Source organism: Thalassovita sp. ABM4_323 (assembly GCF_056158665.1).
In genome coordinates, this window is sequence record NZ_JBSWTS010000007.1 from 1,714,582 (window position 1) to 1,729,918 (window position 15,337).

13 protein-coding genes and 1 pseudogene are annotated in these 15,337 nt (G+C 57.8%); 12 read left to right on the forward strand and 2 right to left on the reverse strand.

Annotated elements, in window-relative coordinates; translation table 11 throughout:
* Positions 1–3: 3 nt before the first annotated feature.
* Together ACXADQ_RS10950 and ACXADQ_RS10955 are read left to right on the forward strand one after the other, a co-directional pair.
* On the forward strand, positions 4–612 hold the full coding sequence (locus ACXADQ_RS10950; RefSeq protein ID WP_475320226.1) for a DUF1214 domain-containing protein: 609 nt from the start codon (positions 4–6) through the stop codon (positions 610–612).
* Between the two features lie 94 nt (positions 613–706).
* Positions 707–1,141, forward strand: a complete 435-nt coding sequence (locus ACXADQ_RS10955) for a DUF1254 domain-containing protein (protein ID WP_475320229.1) — start codon at positions 707–709, stop codon at positions 1,139–1,141.
* Between the two features lie 8 nt (positions 1,142–1,149).
* Here ACXADQ_RS10955 and ACXADQ_RS10960 read toward each other — a convergent pair whose 3' ends face one another.
* On the reverse strand, positions 1,150–1,794 hold the full coding sequence (locus tag ACXADQ_RS10960) for a TetR/AcrR family transcriptional regulator (protein ID WP_475320232.1): 645 nt from the start codon (positions 1,792–1,794) through the stop codon (positions 1,150–1,152).
* Positions 1,795–1,946: 152 nt separating this feature from the next.
* Between ACXADQ_RS10960 and ACXADQ_RS10965 the strand changes: the two genes are divergently transcribed.
* The 4 genes and pseudogenes from ACXADQ_RS10965 (at position 1,947) to ACXADQ_RS10980 (ending at position 8,130) form a co-directional block, all read left to right on the forward strand.
* Complete coding sequence (locus tag ACXADQ_RS10965) at positions 1,947–3,866, forward strand: TRAP transporter permease (protein ID WP_475320237.1); 1,920 nt, start codon at positions 1,947–1,949, stop codon at positions 3,864–3,866.
* 45 nt (positions 3,867–3,911) lie between these two features.
* The gene (locus ACXADQ_RS10970; RefSeq protein ID WP_475320242.1) at positions 3,912–4,940 is read left to right on the forward strand and encodes a TAXI family TRAP transporter solute-binding subunit; all 1,029 of its coding nucleotides are present in this window, start codon (positions 3,912–3,914) and stop codon (positions 4,938–4,940) included.
* Positions 4,941–5,011: 71 nt separating this feature from the next.
* Positions 5,012–7,153: pseudogene (locus tag ACXADQ_RS10975) on the forward strand (acetate--CoA ligase family protein).
* Positions 7,150–8,130, forward strand: coding sequence for a DUF1214 domain-containing protein (locus ACXADQ_RS10980; protein WP_475320245.1), 981 nt, complete (start codon positions 7,150–7,152; stop codon positions 8,128–8,130). Before ACXADQ_RS10975 ends, ACXADQ_RS10980 begins: the two are co-directional and overlap by 4 nt.
* Positions 8,131–8,188: 58 nt before the next feature.
* Here ACXADQ_RS10980 and ACXADQ_RS10985 read toward each other — a convergent pair whose 3' ends face one another.
* Positions 8,189–9,025, reverse strand: a complete 837-nt coding sequence (locus ACXADQ_RS10985; protein ID WP_475320247.1) for a MurR/RpiR family transcriptional regulator — start codon at positions 9,023–9,025, stop codon at positions 8,189–8,191.
* Between the two features lie 208 nt (positions 9,026–9,233).
* On the opposite strand from ACXADQ_RS10985, the gene ACXADQ_RS10990 reads away from it, so the two are divergent.
* The 6 genes from ACXADQ_RS10990 (at position 9,234) to ACXADQ_RS11015 (ending at position 15,325) form a co-directional block, all read left to right on the forward strand.
* Positions 9,234–10,004 carry an amino acid ABC transporter ATP-binding protein gene (locus ACXADQ_RS10990; protein WP_475320251.1) on the forward strand — a complete coding sequence of 257 codons (771 nt, stop codon included), beginning with the start codon at positions 9,234–9,236 and terminating at the stop codon, positions 10,002–10,004.
* 9 nt (positions 10,005–10,013) lie between these two features.
* Entirely contained in the window at positions 10,014–10,700 is a 687-nt protein-coding gene (locus ACXADQ_RS10995; RefSeq protein WP_475320256.1) for an amino acid ABC transporter permease, read from the forward strand.
* A complete protein-coding gene (locus tag ACXADQ_RS11000) occupies positions 10,697–11,386 on the forward strand; it encodes an amino acid ABC transporter permease (RefSeq protein WP_475320260.1) in 690 nt (229 codons plus the stop codon). The genes ACXADQ_RS10995 and ACXADQ_RS11000 overlap by 4 nt, the downstream gene beginning before the upstream one ends.
* A gap of 35 nt (positions 11,387–11,421) precedes the next feature.
* Positions 11,422–12,216 carry a transporter substrate-binding domain-containing protein gene (locus ACXADQ_RS11005; RefSeq protein ID WP_475320264.1) on the forward strand — a complete coding sequence of 265 codons (795 nt, stop codon included), beginning with the start codon at positions 11,422–11,424 and terminating at the stop codon, positions 12,214–12,216.
* Positions 12,217–12,401: 185 nt separating this feature from the next.
* Complete coding sequence (locus ACXADQ_RS11010; protein ID WP_475320267.1) at positions 12,402–14,312, forward strand: TRAP transporter permease; 1,911 nt, start codon at positions 12,402–12,404, stop codon at positions 14,310–14,312.
* A 38-nt stretch (positions 14,313–14,350) separates the two neighbouring features.
* A complete protein-coding gene (locus ACXADQ_RS11015) occupies positions 14,351–15,325 on the forward strand; it encodes a TAXI family TRAP transporter solute-binding subunit (RefSeq protein ID WP_475320270.1) in 975 nt (324 codons plus the stop codon).
* Positions 15,326–15,337 lie beyond the last annotated feature (12 nt).

Genomic DNA, 15,337 nt, shown 5'->3' on the forward strand with positions numbered 1-15,337 from the left:
CCAATGCGATTAGGCTATTATACCATTGGCGCGACATGCAGCGTTGTCGGGCTGGTGGCGGGGGCGATCTCGGCGATCTATCTGTCCGGTTTGGGAACGCTGAAAAACCCCTTGGGCGAACAGATTTTCTTGAACAACTGGGTCAGCAACTGGACCATCGGCACCAAGGCCAGCGACCCCTACACGACGGCCTGGGTTGCGCGCTATGGTCTGCTGGCGTTGCGTCGCTCCGAGGCGGTCTATTTCATCAAGAACCGAGACGATGACGGGGACCGGTTGACCGAAGAGTGCGAGTATCGCCTATCCGGGGGGGCACTGCCTGCGCAATGGTGGTCGTTTACCGTCTACGACCCCGAGGGCTTTTTGCCGCTAAACGACGATGGGCATCTGTCCTTTGATGCGACAGAGGTTCGGGCCGGGCAGTCGTGGTCGGTTGTCCTGTCATCGGACCCGCCAGCGGATTCATCTGAAAACTGGGTGTCCACAAAAGCGGGCGGACGATTTGACGTTACCATGCGGCTGTACTTGCCGGACACGGCCTTCATCGAGACCCCCATGGATCACATGGTGCCGCCGACCATCACCAAGATTGGATGTAAGCAGAATGCATAAGATGCGATACAAGTTGATTTTTGCTGGTCTGGTCCTGTCAGGCGCGCATTGGGTTGGGCACCTTTTGACCCTGGAGAACCTTCCGGGGCTCATCATGGACCGCGCAAGAGGGCAGCTGGTTTCGGCCTTTGGCGTTCAGGAAAACAAGTGGACCATGGCCCCACGCATTGATCCGCACATGCGGGCGATCGTGCGGCCTTCACCGGATCTGGCCTATTCGATTTGTCTGTTGGATCTTTCTGATGGCCCCATGCGCATCACGGTTCCCCGGGGGGAAACCTATGGGTCCTTGTCGATTTTTCAGCGCAATACAGACAATGTTTTCAACGTTCCGCTTCAGGGGGAGGGCGACGGAGTGGATGTCATTGTCTCGCGAGAGCAGGCCGTTATTCCAGCGACCGGCGCGGCCCCGGATGTCGTGCTGAATTCCACGACGGGTATTGCATTGATCCGCCGACTAGCCCCCAATGCGGCCGATTTCTCGGCTGCGGCGACCCTCAGCGAGGAGGCCGAGTGCAAGCTGCTCTGAGAGGTGGGCTAGGTCCGGTCCCGCGCGATGATGCTGTCGATGCTGACGGCAAGCATGTCCGCTGATAGATCTATGAAATCTTCGTCATCGATCTCGACAAAGCCCACAGGCAGCATCGCGACCTGCACAACGTTGGAAAAAACGGCCTGAATCGCGAACCGAATGGCCCGCTCGTTTTTGTCGAAATCCAGCTCCGGAGGAAGGAATGTGCGCAGCAGATCCATCTCCATTTTGGCTATGTTTTTCCGGGTCTGCGCGAGGTTGGGCGTATCGTTCGGGTAATGTTTCAACCGGTACAGGCGAATTGCGCGGATCAAACCGCGATACTCGCGGCAGGTTGTGACCATGGTCGTGATGATGGCATCAATGGCCTCGCGCAGTGTTGTGGCCTGTTGTGCCGCATCCGAAAGTTGCTGGGTCGTGACCTGCATCATATCCACGTCCGCCGAGGCGATAAGTACTTCTAGAAAGCCCTTTTTTCCCGAAAACCTCTTGTAGATGTTTCCGACAGAACACCCGGATTCCTTTGCTAGCTGAGTCATCGTCAGGGACTCCAATGTCTCGGATTTCAAGAGACGCAATCCAGCCTGGATAACGGCCTCTTGCCGTTCTTGTCCGCGCTTTTGTTTCGGTTCGTGAATGTGTTGCTGCATGTGGACATACGACCAACTGTTCCGCCGGGTAGCAAGGGAAAAACTTCTTGACAGGTAAAAGTAAATTCACTTTTACTTTAGCTGTGTGATTGGAGACGCACTTGGCAAATAGGCATCCGCGATGCGTATCGGCCACCTTGGGAGGGAATTACATGTCGCAAGAAGCGGAGCTTGCCGAAAGGCGAGGGGCCAGACCGTTGTTTATGATTGGCGCGGCGTTGGCGGTGGTCATGTCGCTGCATGCGATTTTGATTGCTTGGCTTGGCCAGTATACGCGCCCCGAATACATCCGGGCGGCCGCTGTTTTTGCCAGTACGGTCGTGGTTACGTGCGCGTATCCGCTGCCGCTGGGGGTTCACTCGCGTGTTGGTTGGCTACGGCAGGTGTGCCTGGTGTTCGACCTTGCCTTGATCGCAAACATGGCCTTTGCGTGCTGGACGTTTCTGGCCAAGATGGAAGACATAGAGTTCCTTGTGGCCAGCTATGCCTGGTATGAACTGGCCTCGGTTCTGTTGGCGCTTTTGACGTTGCTAGAGCTGTCGCGGCGGGTGTTTGGCTTGGCGCTGTCGGTCTTTGCGGGGCTTTGTCTTGCCTATTGTCTGTTCGGCAGCAATTTGCCTTGGGTGTTTCATCATTCCGGTTTTTCTCTCGAGCAAACGCTCGAAGTGATCTGGTTCGGCTTCCAGGGTGTGTTCGGCTTTCCGACTGGGCTGGTCGTGCTGCTTGTGTTCATCTTTGTTGTCTTCGGGGCGCTTCTCGAGGCGACAGGCGCGGGCGAGGTGATGATCCGCATGGCGCTGTCGGCGACCGGACGGACACGGGGCGGGCCTGCGCATGCGGCGATCATCGCATCCAGCATTTTCGGTATGTCATCGGGCAGCGTCACAGCCAATGTAGTTGGGACGGGCGCGGTGACCATCCCCTTGATCAAGGAACGCGGGTTTCGCGGCAACTTTGCTGGCGGGGTCGAGGCCGCGGCGTCCACGGGCGGGCAATTGATGCCCCCAGTGATGGGCGCTGCCGCCTTTCTGATGTCGCAGTTGACGGGGACGTCCTATCAAACAATCTGCATTGCCGCGCTGCTGCCGGCCTTGCTGTACTACGCCAGCTTGTTTCTGTCCGTGGATTACGAGGCCAAGCGGCTGGGGCTAAAGCCGCAAACCGGTGATGCACGCAAAAGAATGCTGCCAGGAGACGGCCTTAAGTCATTGATGTTCTTCGTGCCTTTGCTGGCCGTGGTGGGGACGTTGGCGATGGGTCGGTCTGCGTCAATGGCCGGGTTTTGGGCGGTCATCGCAACGATTGTGACGGGGCTTTTGGTCAATCCTCAGTTGCGACGCAACCCGGTTATTTTGCTCAGGGCCCTGGCCAAAGGAGGTGTCGCAGGGGCCAGCATCATGATGGCCGTTGGAGCAATTGGCCTGATCATCGGCGTATTCGATCTGACAGGTCTGGGCATTAAGTTTGCCTCCGAAGTGTCGCTGATTGCGCAGGGCAACGTGTTGCTGGCCTTGGTCTTTGCCGCGCTGGCCTGTCTGGTGCTGGGAATGGGGATGCCCACTTTGCCAGCCTATCTGGTGATCATCATGGTTCTGGGCTTGGCGCTGCGGAAAATGGGTCTGCCCGAGCTGTCGGTCCATATGTTCGTCTTCTATTTCGGCGTTCTGTCGGCGATCACACCCCCAGTTGCGCTGGCGGCTGTGGCTGCGGCGCCCATTGCAGGCGCAGATCCTGTCCGCACCGGTGTGACCGCTTTGCGCCTGTCAGCGGTCGGTTTCATCGTCCCCTTTGTCTTTGTTTTCGAGCCCAGTCTGCTGCTGGTGGTGGAGGGCTTCAGCTATGCCGCGCTGGCCTCGGTTCTTGTCCGGCTCGGTTTCGCCATCTGGATTTTGACCACCGCCCTCAGTGGGATCGATGTCGTGCCACTGTCTTTGGGCAAACGCATCCTGCGTGTTCTGGCGGCTGGGATGATGCTGGTTCCGGTCCCGGGCTTTCAGGTCGTGGGCCTGATCGGTGGGGTGGCACAGGTCGCTTGGGAACGTCTCTACCAACCTCAACGAAAAACCATCTAGCGCAGATCAATGCGCCAAATGCCGACAATCAGGAGGAGAATTGAAATGAAACGACGTGATCTTCTAGCCAGTGGTGCGCTTGCCGCCGCAGGGCTGGTCTGTCCTGGCCAGGTGCTGTCCGCGAACAAGACTTTCCTGACCCAAGACAGCTTTCCGGCGACCAGCGGCCCCGGTCAGTTTGATGTCGCCTTTTCGCAGGTCATCAAGAAGAACCTGCCGATCGAGATTCAGCTCTCGGTCGGCAAACCGGGCACCAAGGCCGAGCTGGATGCAGCGCTTGGCAAGGTGGATCTGGTGTCGATTTTTCCGGTGATCAACTACATGATGGCAAACAAAAAGGCCATGTTCAGCAAGATCGATAACGCACCGGAACTGGCCCAGAACCTGCGCGGAATCCTTGCCTATCCTCTGGGGCCTTACCAGATCGTGACCTACGCGGATTCCGGTATCGAAACACTGCATGACATCAAGGGAAAGAAGGTTTTCCTGGGCCCACCTGGCGGGGCAGCGACCTCGACCATCACCAAGGTCGTCACGGGGGTCACCGGGTTGGAACCCGGAGTCGATTTCGAAGCGATGAAGTTCGATTGGAAATCGGCCAACACGGCCTTTGTGGACCGGCAGATGGATGTCTATATCTCGCCGACGTCATTGCCTTCGGGCACAATTCAGCAGTTCTCGCTGATCTCTCCGATCCGGCTGCTTGGCCTAAGCGATCAGGACTTTGCGCTTGAAGGGGTAAAGTCGGTTCTGCGCTTGCCGGGGCGCACGATCGATACGATTCCGGCGGGTGCCTATGAAAACATGGTTAACCAGACGCCGATCCGGACCCTTGGGTCCTGGGGTGGGTTGGGCACGCATGTGGGTCTAGACGAGCAGGTGATCTATGATCTGACGCGGACCTTCTGGGAAAATATCGCCGACATCCACGCCACCGCTGACTGGATGAAGGTGATCACACTGGATACGGCTTTCTCGGAAATGAACGTGCCTTTGCACAGGGGCGCTTACCGCTACTACACAGAAATCGGTCTGAAGGTGCCCGAGGCGCTTGTTCCTCCTGGCGCGGGCTAGGCCCCTTATGACCCTTGCCGAGCGTCTGTCAGGGCGCTCGGCGCAATCTCTTCAAAAAACGGTCTTCGAAAATGACTTCGTCTGAAACAGCGCTTTCAGCGCTCTTTGATCCTGCGTCAATTGCTGTGATTGGGGCATCGACCTCGCCAAATAAGATTGGCGGTCTACCCGTGTCATTCCTGAAAAATTCGGGCTTCGGGGGCAGGGTTCTTCCGGTGAATCCGAATGCTTCGGAAATTCAGGGCTACCCGACTGTCCCAGATATCCGAGACGTCGACGGCCCGGTTGATCTGGCCATTTGTGCGGTGCCACGGGCGCAGGCCGAACAGGCGCTGATCGGTTGCGCCGAGACAGGTGTGGGCTCGGTCATCATGTTCTCGGCCGGGTTTGCCGAGGTCGACGACGGCGGGCGAAAAGCGCAATCGCGGCTGGCAGATATCGCACGTGATGCGAAAATGCGTCTGGCAGGGCCGAATTGCATGGGCATGGCCAACCTGAAAACAGGAGCGATCGCCTCGTTCCATCCCGCATTTGCCACCCCAATGTCGCGCGACGGTCGGATCGGGATCGTGTCGCAATCCGGCGCGTTCGGGGGCCAGGTGATGATGATGGCGCAACGTCGGCAACTCCCGCTTGCCCATGTCATCACCACCGGAAACGAGGCGGATATTCAGGTGTCGGACGGGCTGATCTATCTGGCCAGCCAGCCGCATGTCGATGTGATCTTGCTCTATATCGAAGGTGTGCGGGATGGGGCCCGGCTGATCCAGGGGCTGGAGCTGGCCCACAGGAACAAGAAAACCGTTATTGCCGTCAAGCTGGGGCGTACAGACGTGGGCGAGTCAGCCGCAGCGTCGCACACAGCGGCATTGGCGGGATCCGACGCCGTTTTTGATGCGGTGCTTAGGCAATACGGTGCGCACCGCGCGTATTCCATCGAGGAGTTCTTTGAGCTGGGATGTGTCGCGGCGATTGGTGGCCTGCCCCGAAACCGCGACACCGGCATTGTAACGGTATCGGGCGGTGTTGGCGTTCTGATGGCTGACGATGCCTCGATCCGGGGGCTGACCCTTCCGGTTCTCGCAGATGAGACACAAGCCAAGATACGCGATTGGGTTCCGTTTGCCGGCACACGCAATCCTCTGGATGTTACCGGTCAGGTGATCAATGACCTAAGTCTGCTCAACAAGTCCGTTGACGCAATCGCGCAAGATCCCGGGGATTTCGGCATCGTCCTAATGTTCATGGGCGCGGCGCTGGCAAATCCCAAGGCGGCCGCCCAGATATTGCCCGCCTGGCTGGATATCCGGGAACGCCATCCGGATATCTGGTTCGCGCTGGCCGGTTTGATGGATGCGGATGTGCAACGCCAACTGGACGCGGCAGGGATTCCTACCTTTGCCGAACCGACCCACGCAACGCGCGCTGCTGCGGCTCTTGCTGGGGTTGCCGAGGCGCAGGCGCGACCGCTGATCCGGCCCAAGTTGACCAAAGGTGCGCAACTGCCCAAAGGGGCCTTGAACGAGGTGGACAGTCTAAAGCTTTTGTCCAAAGCCGGGATTGCCACGACACAGGTTTTTGTCGCCAAAACGGCCGATGATGCCGAGGCCTGCGCCGCCAATATTCCCGGCCCTGTCGTTGTGAAAATCCTGTCGGCGGACATCGCGCACAAGACCGATATCGGGGGCGTTCAGATCGGGCTCAGATCCGCCCAAGAGGTGCGCGACGCCTTCGAAACCTGTCTGGAAAACGGGCGGCTCTATGCGCCTCACGCCAGGATTTAGGGTTGTCTGGTTGCTCCGATGGCGCCGGATGGCGTCGATGTGATCCTGGGGGTCACCCGCGACGAAGTTTTTGGCCCCGTTATCATGTTCGGCCTGGGCGGCGTTTTTGTCGAGGTGTTCGAAGATGTCAGTTTTCGGATCGCACCTATCGCACCAGACGAGGCCGATCGGATGATCCAAGAGGTGAAAGGCGCACAGCTGTTGCAGGGCGTGCGGGGCGCGGTGCCTTCGGATCGGGTGGCACTGGCCCAAGCCATCAGCGACCTGTCGGTCTTTGCCGCCGCACACCGGGACCAGATTGAAACCTTCGACACAAATCCCGTCCGCGTTTTGCCAAAAGGCCAAGGTGTTTTGGGATTGGACGCGGTTTTTATCGCCATGGCGCAACACGCAAACCTCAACCAGACAGATATCGGAGACATTCAATGAACGAGCATTATCCCACAGGGACAGAACGCGTCACCGCCGAGAATTTCGTGCGTGCCGTTACAGATATCACCTTTTCGCGCATCGTGCGCGAGGTCGGTTTGGCCGCGTTCAATCACCATCGCAACGCACCGCGCATGGACAATCAGCCAGTGATCCGCATGAATCAGGACACGCTGTATTCTATGGCGATTATTGATCTGTCGACACCGGCCCGATTGTACATTCCCGATTGCGGGGATCGCTATGTGTCGGCGCAGATTATCAATCAGGATCACTATTCGATGGAATTCCTGCACACGCCTGGATTCCACGAAATCACGCAAGAGCGCGCCGGTGCTCGCTATGCTGCGATCAATATCCGATTGTTCGTCAATATTCGCGACCCCGAGGATCTGAAGGCGGTTCACGCGCTGCAAGATCAGTTTCTGATCGAACAGGACTCGACAGGCGCGTTCGATGTTCCGGACTGGAGTTACGAGGGTTTCGAGCGGGTACGCAATGCGCTTCAGCCCTTGGTGCGCCATGTGCGCGGCATCAAGAACATGTTTGGTCGCCCCGAGGACGTGACTCCGATCACCCATCTGGTTGGTGCAGCGGTGGGATGGGGGGGCTTGCCTCCGATTGAAACGATCTACACCACCTACGAGCCCAAACCCGAAAACGCGGACAAGGTGCACGCGTTGACCATAAAAGACGTGCCCGCAGATGCGTTTTGGTCGGTCACCATGTACAATAAACTGGGGTTCATGGAGGCCAATGCGCAGAACTCGCAGTCCTTCAACAACGAGTCCGCCCAGAAGAACCCGGATGGATCAGTGACCATTCACCTTGGGCCGGATGATGGCGCCCGAGCGAATTATCCCAACTATCTGCCCAGCCCCGGCGAGGGGTGGAACTATCTGGTCCGGCTGTATCGCCCACAAGAGGTGGCGTTGAATGGTAACTGGCGTTTCCCCGAAGCACAGCCAGTTTCTTAGGGGCGCAAATAGCAGAGGTGGGGGGCGAGGCCCCGCGCTGCACTAGTGTTTCAGGTGTTCACAGCTCGTTCAGGCGGTGATGGTGGTCTTCGATCGAAGCCATATAGGCAAGCCCGTCCTTCCCGGCTTTTTGCAATGCAGTGAACGCCAACAAGCGCAGAACCCCCAGTACGCCTGAATAACTGTCAAATACATGCTCGTTTTCAACGGGGCAAACGATGGTCCAGCGCGCGCGCTGCGCCAGATGCAACGAGCTGGCGTCTGCAATCAACAGGATTTCGACATCGGCGTCTGACAGAATGTCGATGCAGGCACGCAGCTTTCCTACGATGCGACGAACTCCGACAATGACCACCAAATCACCTTTTTTGAAGCCCGCCAGATGCTCGGCGCTGGTCTCGCCCGCGCCCGAAATCAGTCGGGTGCCAGGGCGGAACTGGACAAACTGCCAATGCGCGTATGAGGCAAAAAAATGACTGTTCCGCATCCCCAGAAAACCGATTTGTGGGGCCTTGATCAGTGCTTCGGCGGCTTGGTCTAAAATCTCGCGATCAAGATGGGCAAAAGTGCCTTCAAGGATCTCAGCTTCTTGCTGTGCGAAGCGTGTGATCATGTCTGAAGAGGATTGGGCGCCGGGCTGTTTTACAAGGCTAAGAGGTGAGCCCTGGCCAAATTGGCTGCGCATCTTCCGGCGCATCGCATCGTAGGTTTCAAATCCCAAATTCTTTACAAACCGCGTCACCGTCGAATTGGACACTTTGGCCATTTGCGCCAGATCTGACGCAGAATTCAAGAGCGTCACCTCGGGGTTTTCAAGCAAGATATCAGCCACCTGCCGTTCCCGGCGGGTCAAGCCATCATAGGCATTGATCAGGTGTTGTCGAAAGTTGGTCATGCCCCATGGGCACCATTCTTGGCCCGGAGTGTCAAGTCGAAGCGGTAGCCGATTTTCATCTCGCTGATTATTTGGTCAGCCTTTTCCAAAGATGCTCGAAAACTGGAAAAATGAATTTCCAATTAATCATTCCATTTGGAAGATCCTTTTCGACGCAAATGAGCGACCGCTATGCCTTGAGAAGTTCAACACGAGAGGTAACTAGCGAATGAATGCAGCAACAGTCGCCGGCACCGACGCCGGGGCGGATGACGTCGCCGTCACCCTTTCTGGTGTCAACAAATGGTATGGTGATTTTCATGTCCTGCGCGACGTGAATCTGACCGTGAAACGGGGCGAACGCATCGTGATTTGCGGTCCGTCGGGTTCTGGCAAGTCCACACTTATTCGGTGCATCAATCACTTGGAGTCTCATCAAGAAGGCTCGATCAATGTGGATGGGATCGAGCTTTCAGAAGGCATGAAAAACGCGGAAAAGCTGCGTCAGGATGCCGGCATGGTGTTCCAGAACTTCAACCTCTTTCCGCACCTGACCGTGATCGACAACTGCATCCTGCCGCAACGGCGCGTGTTGAAGCGCAGCAAGGAAGACGCGCGCGAGATCGGCATGAAATTCCTGGCCCGCGTAAAGATCCCCGAGCAGGCGGACAAGTTCCCCGGACAGCTATCGGGAGGCCAACAACAGCGCGTCGCGATTGCGCGGGCCCTTTGCATGGAACCCAGCCTGATGCTCTTTGACGAGCCGACATCTGCGCTGGATCCCGAAATGGTGGGCGAAGTGTTGGACACTATGGTGGAGCTTGCGGGCACCGGGATGACCATGCTGTGCGTCACCCATGAAATGGGCTTTGCCCGCGAAGTCGCGGACCGGGTGATCTTTATGGATGCCGGGCAAATTGTTGAAGAGAACACGCCCGATGCCTTTTTCGACAATCCCCAGAACGAGCGCACTCAGACGTTCCTCAAGCAGATCCTTTGAGGCGCGGCCATGTTTGATTTTCGTTTCTATGAAATCTGGAGGTCGCAAGAGTATATCGACACGCTTCTGATGGGTGTGTTCAACAGCTTTTGGCTGACCGTTGTAGGCTCCATCTTTGGCATTGCGCTTGGGGTGCTTCTGGCGCTGGCGCAGGGCCGCGAGATGCCCCTCTGGCTGCGCATTCCCAGCGTGTCTTACGTGGAATTTGTGCGCAACACGCCCTTTATCGTGCAGCTGTTCTTTGTGGTCTTCGGGCTGCCCTTGCTCCTGGGCTATGCCTGGTCGCTGGAAGCCTCTGTCGTGCTGGCCATTTCGCTCAACTTCTCGGCCTATTTTGGCGAGGTGATCCGAGCGGGGATCCAATCCGTGCCCAAGGGACAGCTGGAAGGCGCAGTCGCGCTGGGGATGACGCGCTGGCAGACGATCTTTGACGTGATCCTGCCGCAGGCCATCGCCAAGGTCTTTCCCTCAATGACCAGCCAGTTTGTCTTTCTATTCCTGACCACAGGCCTGGTGTCTGAAATCGGGGTCAAAGATCTGACCTGGGCGGGCCGCTTTGTCGCCGACAGGACCTTCCGCGACTTCGAGGTCTTCATCGTCCTGACCATCCTCTACATGCTGATGGTTTACGCATTCAAAGGTGGGTTCGCGATCCTGTTTAAAACCGCCTTTCCGTGGTGGGGGAAAAGCCGATGACCGCGTTCTTGCAATCCATATTCGGTGACTTCTACGGCAAGATGATCTTCATCCTACTGGATGCCACCCAATACACGATCTACCTGTCCTTGGTGGCCTTCATCGGGGGTGGTCTGATCGGCCTGGTGATGACGGTTCTGAAAATCCTGCCGAACAAGGCGGCGCGGGTTTTCGCGACCTCCTATATCTGGCTCTTTCAATCGATCCCGCTGCTGATGCTGCTGTTCCTGATCGGGCTGGGCGTGCCCTCGTTCTTTCAGGTCGATGTGTCGCCCTGGATGGCCGCCGGTGTGTCGCTGACCCTGTTTACCAGCGCCTATATGTCCGAGGTTTGGCGCGGTGCCTTGGAAAGCGTGCCCAATGGCCAGTGGGAGGGCGGCAAAGCCCTGGGAATGACCTTTCGCCAGACGCTGACAGACATCATCGCCCCGCAAGCGCTGCGCATCGCAATTCCGCCGACGGTCGGCTTTATGGTGCAGGTGATCAAGGGCACATCCATGGCCTATATCATCGACTTCACCGACCTGATGCGCTGGGGCAAGAAGATCGCCAACAGCCAGGTGGCCGGGGCCGAACCCTTCATCGTCTTTCCCATCGTCGCGCTGATCTACTTTGCGCTCTGCTTTCCTCTGTCTCAATGGTCCAAGTCCATGGAGCGCAAGCAGGCCTTGGGAAAATCCAGATAAATCAAGAAAATACAGTCCAACAGAAAGGAAAACCAATGTTTGAAAAACTCAAATCCACATTGCTTGCCGGTGCCGTCGGTGCCTTGGCTCTGCTGCCCCAGCACGCCGCTGCGGACCAGCTGACCGAGATCCTGGACAAAGGCAAAATCGTCATTGGCGTGCCCGAAAACTTCCCGCCCTTCGGTTCGGTTGGCGCGACCTTTGAACACGAAGGTTATGACGTCGACGTGGCCAAGCTGATCGCCAAAGACCTGGGCGTCGAGCTGGAGTTGAAGCCCATCACCTCGAAGCAGCGGATCCCCTTCCTGACCTCGGGCACCGTGGATCTGGTGGTCTCGTCGATGGGGGCTAACCCCGAGCGCGCCAAGTCGATCTGGTTCTCGGCAGCCTATGCGCCGTTCTTCTCGGGTGCGTTTGCATCGCCTGACATCGACGTGTCGTCGCCCGATGATCTGGTGGGTTTGAAGGCTGGCGTCACCGGCGGCACCATTGAAGATCTGGAACTGTCCAAAGCGCTGCCCGAAGGGGCCGAGCTGATCCGCTTTGGCGACAACGCCGCGACGCTGTCGGCCTATCTGGCCGGTCAGGTGGACGTGCTGGTGACAGGCAACACGGTTGCTGCAAAAATGGCGGCGGACAACCCGGACAAAGCGCTGGAAACCAAGTTTGTCGTGCGCCAATCCCCGGCCTTCATCGGTGTGAAGGCGGGCGAAAGCAACATGCTGCAGTGGGTCAACGTGTTCGTTCTGCACAAGAAACTGGGCGGCGTTCTGAACGAGCTGTCGATCAAGTGGCTGGGCCAGGAACTGCCGGATCTGCCCACCCTGTAAGCGCTTCGTCTTCAAGGAAATCGAGCGGCTCTTTTGGGCCGCTCGATGTGTTTTAAGGAGATCTCTGCGGTCATTCGTAAAATTGGTCGATCGTGCAACTAAGGTTTGCCCAGCGTCAATCACGGGGCTAAGGTCGGGTGGCGAAAAGATTCTTAACAAGTGTATCAGCGGAGAATCCAAGCCCCATGACCGACGAGATCGAACAGACCCGCGTCACGAAATTCCTGATCGGCCTCTTGGCCGCGGTTATGTGTCTGGCGTGTTTTCTGTGGAACCTCGAGGCGCCCACACGGTTGGGAATTGCGATCCTCAAGCAACAATACATGGCCCTGCAATTGGGGTTGGCGCTGACGATCGCGTATCTTCACTATGGCTTTGCTGGTTCGAAAAAGGCGCGTCCCGGTCTGATTGACGGGGCTGTGGCGGCCATTGTTTTTGCTGTGCTGATGTATACCGCGTGGGATTACACATGGCTGTTGCGCGAACAGAACTATCGCCCCTGGCAGATCACGGTCATCGGCACTGTCATCGTGTTCGCAGTGATGGAGGGCATACGTCGCCGCGCTGGCTGGATGTTATTCAGCATCGTTGGCGTGTTCCTGATTTACGCTTTGTTCGCCGACAAGGTGCCTGGCCAGTTGATTGGCAAGGCAGTCAGCCCGGTGCGCCTGGTGCAATATGTGGGCTTTGATCCCAGTGCCGTATTCTCAACTCCGCTGGCAGTGGGAACGATCATCGTTTTGCTGTTCGTGTTCTTTGGCCAGTTGTTGTTCGCGGCAGGCGGAGGCGCCTTTCTGACCGATTTGGCCATGGCCGCGACGGGTCGTTCGCGAGGGGGGAGCGCCAAGATCGCGGTGGTTGGGTCGGCCATGTTCGGATCGATCTCGGGCAGCGCCGTGTCCAATGTGGTAACCACCGGTGTCATCACGATTCCGCTGATGCAAAAGGGTGGCTATTCGCGCAAGGATGCCGGCGCGATCGAGGCGGTCGCCTCGACCGGGGGGCAGTTGACGCCCCCGATCATGGGGGCTGCGGCGTTTCTGATGGCCGAGTTTCTGGAGATTTCCTATCTGACGGTTGCCTCGGCCGCGTTGATCCCCGCGGTCCTGTATTACCTCAGCGTCTTTTTGCAGGTGGATCTGATCGCCGGGCGTGACGGTATCTCGAACACGTTAGAGGACGACATGACCGTTCGGCGGGTGCTGTCCGATGGCTGGCACTTTATTCTGCCGCTGGGCGTATTGCTGGCGGCCCTTTTCGTTTGGCGTTTCGATCCCGAGGACTCGGCCATTATGGCCTCGGTTGCGATCCTGATCGTCGGGTTTGGACGCGGCTACAGAAAAGAACGTCTGACCTTCGCCAAGTTGCGCGCGGTGTTCGTGGACACGGCCATTTCGATGGTGGACCTGATCCTGGTGGTGGCCGCTGCGGGGTTTGTGATCGGTGTTTTGAACATCACCGGTCTGGGGTTTGCGCTGACATTGGTGCTGGTGAACGCTGTTGGTTCCAGCCCGATCCTGTTGCTGCTGATCGCGGCGCTGGTTTGTATCGTGCTGGGGATGGGGATGCCGACCTCGGGGGTGTATGTTTTACTTGCCGCGCTGGTGGCGCCTGCATTGGTCGAGGCCGGAGTACAGCAGATCGCGGCACACTTGTTCATCCTGTATTTTGGCATGATGTCGATGATCACACCGCCTGTTGCCCTGGCTGCTTTTGCCGCCGCAACCATCACCAAGGCAGATCCCTTGGCCACCGGTCTGGCGGCGATGCGAACGGGCTGGGCGGCGTTCATCATACCCTTCGTATTTATCGCCACGCCCGCCACGTTGATGCTGGGCACGGGCGGGGAGATCGCTGGCGCAATCGTGATGTCTGCGCTGGGTATCGTCGGGGTGACCATCGCTATTGTGGGCTTTTGGGCGCGCCATCTGGGCATGGTGATGCGCCTAGCGGCCTTTATCCTGGGCTTCTTGGCTTTGCCCATGGGATTTCTACCGATTGCAGATTGGGTGCATATCGCTGCGGCTGCTGGCGTGGTGGCCATGGTCATCAGCCTGTCCGTGCTGACCCGCAGTCATGGCAAGGCACAGGCCTGATTGCTGACAGATAAAAAGAACCATTATGGGAGGAAGACATGAAACGGATGAAAACACTGCTGGCGACAGGGGTCATTTCGACCTGCCTGGCGGCTGCTGCGGTCTCGGCGCAGGTGGTGACGATCGCCACCGGGGCGCAAGGCTCTTTGGCGTATAACTCGGGACAGGCTGTTGCCAAGGTCGCGAACGAGGCGGGGATCACCGCGCGGGCTCAGCCCTTGGTGGGGTATTTGCCTCTGATCAACAATGGCGAGGTCGATTTCGGGTTCTCGAACGGGGTCGAAGCGGCCTTTGCCTATTCCGGGACGGGGAATTACGACCGAGCGCACCCGAATATGCGCCTGGTTGGGGTGATGTTTCCTCTGACAACGGGCCTGATGGCGCCGTGTGATCTGGGCCTGAAAACCATCGCGGATGTAAAGGCCAAGGCGGGCGATCTGCGCATCGCGTCCGAATATGCCTCGTCGACGATCATTCCCTATTACATCGCCGGAGGGCTGGCGAATGGTGGCATGACCTATGACGATTTCCAGCAGGTCCCCGTGGCCAGTTTTGTAGCCGGGATCAACGCGTTGGGGGATGGTCTGGTCGATATCGCCCTTGTGTCGCTGAACAATGGTGCGGGCAAACAAGCAGCGGTCAAGCTGCAAAACCGCGGTGGGCTGTGCTATATCAGCCTGGACAACTCCGAGGCGGGGCAGGCGGCCTTCAAGGACTTTTTGCCCGAAGGGGTGATTGCGTCGTTCAAACAGAACGAAAAACTGAACGGTCTGGGCGATTACGGTGCCAACATCATGCGCATTCCGTGGATGATGCTGACCAATGCTGATGTCAGCGACGAGCTGGTCTACAAAATGGTCAAGGCCATCGCCGAGAACAAACAGGCCCTGACAAATTCATTCGGTCTGTTCCGGAACGCCAAGGTCGAAACCATGGCCCCTGCCAACAAGACGCCCTACCATCCCGGTGCATTGAAATACTTCGCCGAAGCCGGGGTTGACGTTGGCAACTGAGCAGTGAGGCAT